The organism is Mesorhizobium sp. M7A.F.Ca.ET.027.02.1.1 (assembly GCF_004022985.1).
In the GTDB taxonomy this organism is placed as follows: domain Bacteria; phylum Pseudomonadota; class Alphaproteobacteria; order Rhizobiales; family Rhizobiaceae; genus Mesorhizobium.
In genome coordinates this window covers 1-3,055 of the sequence record NZ_RZOL01000566.1, presented here as the reverse complement: position 1 = coordinate 3,055, position 3,055 = coordinate 1, and the positions used below count along the sequence as shown (strand labels likewise).

The 3,055-nt window shown below is 63.4% G+C and carries 2 protein-coding genes and 1 pseudogene; 1 reads left to right on the top strand and 2 read right to left on the bottom strand.

Annotation, left to right across the window (positions count from 1 at the left end; genetic code table 11):
* Nucleotides 1-22 precede the first annotated feature (22 nt).
* A pseudogene (locus EN749_RS33475) lies at nucleotides 23-421 on the bottom strand (magnesium chelatase domain-containing protein); the annotation flags it as partial.
* A 183-nt stretch (nucleotides 422-604) separates the two neighbouring features.
* On the bottom strand, nucleotides 605-1,546 hold the full coding sequence (gshB, locus tag EN749_RS33470; protein ID WP_127808436.1) for a glutathione synthase: 942 nt from the start codon (nucleotides 1,544-1,546) through the stop codon (nucleotides 605-607).
* A gap of 230 nt (nucleotides 1,547-1,776) precedes the next feature.
* Between gshB and EN749_RS33465 the strand changes: the two genes are divergently transcribed.
* Nucleotides 1,777-3,055 (top strand): EAL domain-containing protein (locus tag EN749_RS33465; protein WP_128364771.1); only part of this gene is annotated, 1,279 nt, incomplete at its 3' end.

Below are 3,055 nucleotides of genomic sequence, written 5' to 3'. Positions count from 1 at the left end.
GCTATGTCGTGCTTGGAGAATTGTCGCTCGACGGCACGATTGCCGCGGTCGCCGGCAAGGCGCCGGCGACCGCGGCAATCGCGCCGTCGAGCGACAATTCTCCAAGCACGACATAGCCGGCCAGCATGTCGCCCGGAATGGCGCCAAGGGCAGCCATCAGGCCAAGCGCGATCGGCAGGTCGTAATGACTGCCTTCCTTCGGCAGGTCGGCCGGTGCCAGATTGACCGTGACTTTCTTCGACGGCATCGACAGGCCGGAAGCATGCAGCGCGGCCTGCACCCGCTCGCGACTTTCGGCCACCGCCTTGTCGCCCAGGCCGACGATGTGCATGTTGACCTTGCCGGGCGCGATCATCACCTGCACGTCGACCGGCACGGCCTCGATGCCCTGGAAAGCGACCGTGCGAACCCGCGCCACCATCGTGCAACCCCAATTCAGGCTGGCCCCAGCCCCTGCGATCAGGCCAGGAATGGCCCGCCGGGAAGACAATCACACTTCCCCGGTCAAATCAAGAACATTACGGGAACGCATGACCGCTCGGGTTGCAGCGGAAGCGAGCGCGGTTGCAAAAACGGAACATGGTTAAGACAAAATGAAAACGGCTTACCCGCGCTTTCCCTCAACCGCGTCCCAGAACAGGCTGGCGATGTCGGCGCCGCCGAAGCGTTTGACCTCGCGCACGCCGGTCGGCGAGGTCACGTTGATCTCGGTCATGTAGTCGCCGATCACGTCGATGCCGACCAGGATGAAGCCGCGCTCCTTCAGCGATGGGCCGATGCGGGCGCAGATCTCGCGTTCGCGCTCCGTCAGTTCGGTCTTTTCGGCGCGGCCGCCGACATGCATGTTGGAGCGGGAATCATGCTCGGCCGGCACCCGGTTGATGGCGCCGACCGGCTCGCCGTCGATCAGGATGATGCGCTTGTCGCCCTTGCGCACGTCCTTGAGATAGCGCTGCACGATGTAGGGTTCGCGGAACATCTGGCCGAACATTTCCAGCAGCGAGGCAAGGTTGCGGTCGCCCTCGAGCAGATGGAAGATGCCGGCGCCGCCATTGCCGTAGAGCGGCTTGACGATGATGTCGCCGAACTCCTTGCGGAAGGCGGCGACCTCCAGCGGATCCTTGGTGATCAGCGTGTCCGGCATCAGGTCGGCAAATTCGGTGACGAAGATCTTTTCCGGGCTGTTGCGCACCCAGGCCGGGTCGTTGACCACGAGCGTTTTCGGATGGATGCGCTCCAGGATGTGCGTGGTGGTGATGTAGTTCATGTCGAAGGGCGGATCCTGGCGCAGCAGGACCACATCCATCTCCGACAGGTCGGTGCGCACCTTCTCGCCCAGCGAATAGTGGCTGCCCTTCTCGTCGCGCACCTGCATTTCCTCGATGCGGGCAAACACCTTGCCGTCGCGCAACGACAGCCGATCCGGCGTGTAGTGGAACAGCTCATGGCCGCGCCGCTGCGCTTCCAGCGACAGCGCGAACGAGGTGTCGCCGGCGATCGACACTGTGGAGATGTGGTCCATCTGGACGGCGATTTTCAGCTTCATGGCGGGTCTCCGGCGGCTCGGATGGACGACTGTCTTGCCTGTACAGGCTCACTGCCCGTCTGCCAATCGCGACATTCCTAGGATTGGCATCCGACACCCGAATGCGCTGCTTTCATCGATCCTTCGAAACAGTCGCGGTTGCCCGTGGAAAATCGATTTCGCGATACGTTTCCTAAAGGGTTTGCTGCCAGTCTGAAAATAAATTCCGACGTCACAAAACAGGGACACCGATGCAAACTTCGTTTGGCACCGGTCAAGCAAACAGGGAGAGCACGGATCTGGCATTCACCGATCCGTTGACCGGGCTTGGCAACCATCGCCGCTTCTTCGACAAGGTCGATCGCCTGATCGCCGACCGTGCCGACGATCCCGCGCCCTTTACCGTCGGCATTCTCGACCTCGACGGCTTCAAGCCGATCAACGATCTGTTCGGCCACAAGGCCGGCGACGATATCCTGATCCAGGTGGCGATGCGGCTGCGCGCCTCGATGGACGGCCATTCCACGGTCTGCCGCACCGGTGCCGACGAATTCGCCTTTCTCTATCCCCTGGTGTTCAGCGAGGAGGCGGCGGCCGAAAAGTCGCGCATGCTGATCGAGATCCTGTCGGCGCCCTATGATGTCGGCGAACGCACCGCCAGGCTTTCGGCCTCGGTCGGCTGCTCGCTGTTCTATTCGGGCGACGAGACCACGGAAATCCTCATCAACAAGGCCGAGACGGCGCTCTATCACGCCAAGCGTTCCGGCCGTGGCCGCGTCGTCGTCTACACCCGTGAGATGGAAGAGGCGGCCAAGCGCGTCACCCGCATCGAACAGGCGCTGCGCCGGGCTGTCTCGGCCGGCGAGGTCGAGCCGCATTTCCAGCCCATCGTCGATCTCGCCACGCGCCGCACCATCGGCTTCGAGACGCTGGCGCGCTGGACCGATCGCGACCTCGGCTCGGTGCCGCCGACCGTCTTCATTCCCATCGCCGAGGAGCGCGGCATCATCGGCCCGTTGTCGCAGCTGGTGCTGCGCAAGGCGACCGAAGCGGCCAGAAGCTGGCCGAAGGACCTGTTCCTGTCCTTCAACCTGTCGCCATCGCAGCTCGTCGACCAGAACACCGGCCTGCACATACTGGCGATCCTCGATCGCACCGGCTTCGATCCGCGGCGGCTGGAGATCGAGATCACCGAGACCGGCCTGATGAACGACCCAGCCTCTGCCGCGCAGATCGTCGAGGATCTGCGCCGCGTCGGCATCCGCGTCTCGCTCGACGATTTCGGCACCGGCCAGTCCTCGCTCGGCCGTCTGCGCGAATTCCATTTCGACAAGCTCAAGATCGATCGCGCCTTCGTCTCCTCCATTCTCGACGACCGTCCCTCGGAACACATCATCCGCGCCATTCTCGCAATGTGCGAGGGGCTCGGCATGGACGTCGTCGCCGAAGGCATCGAGCAGGAAGCGCAGGCCGATCGCCTGGTCCAGTTCGGCTGTGCCGGCGGGCAAGGCTATCTGTTTGGCCAGCCGG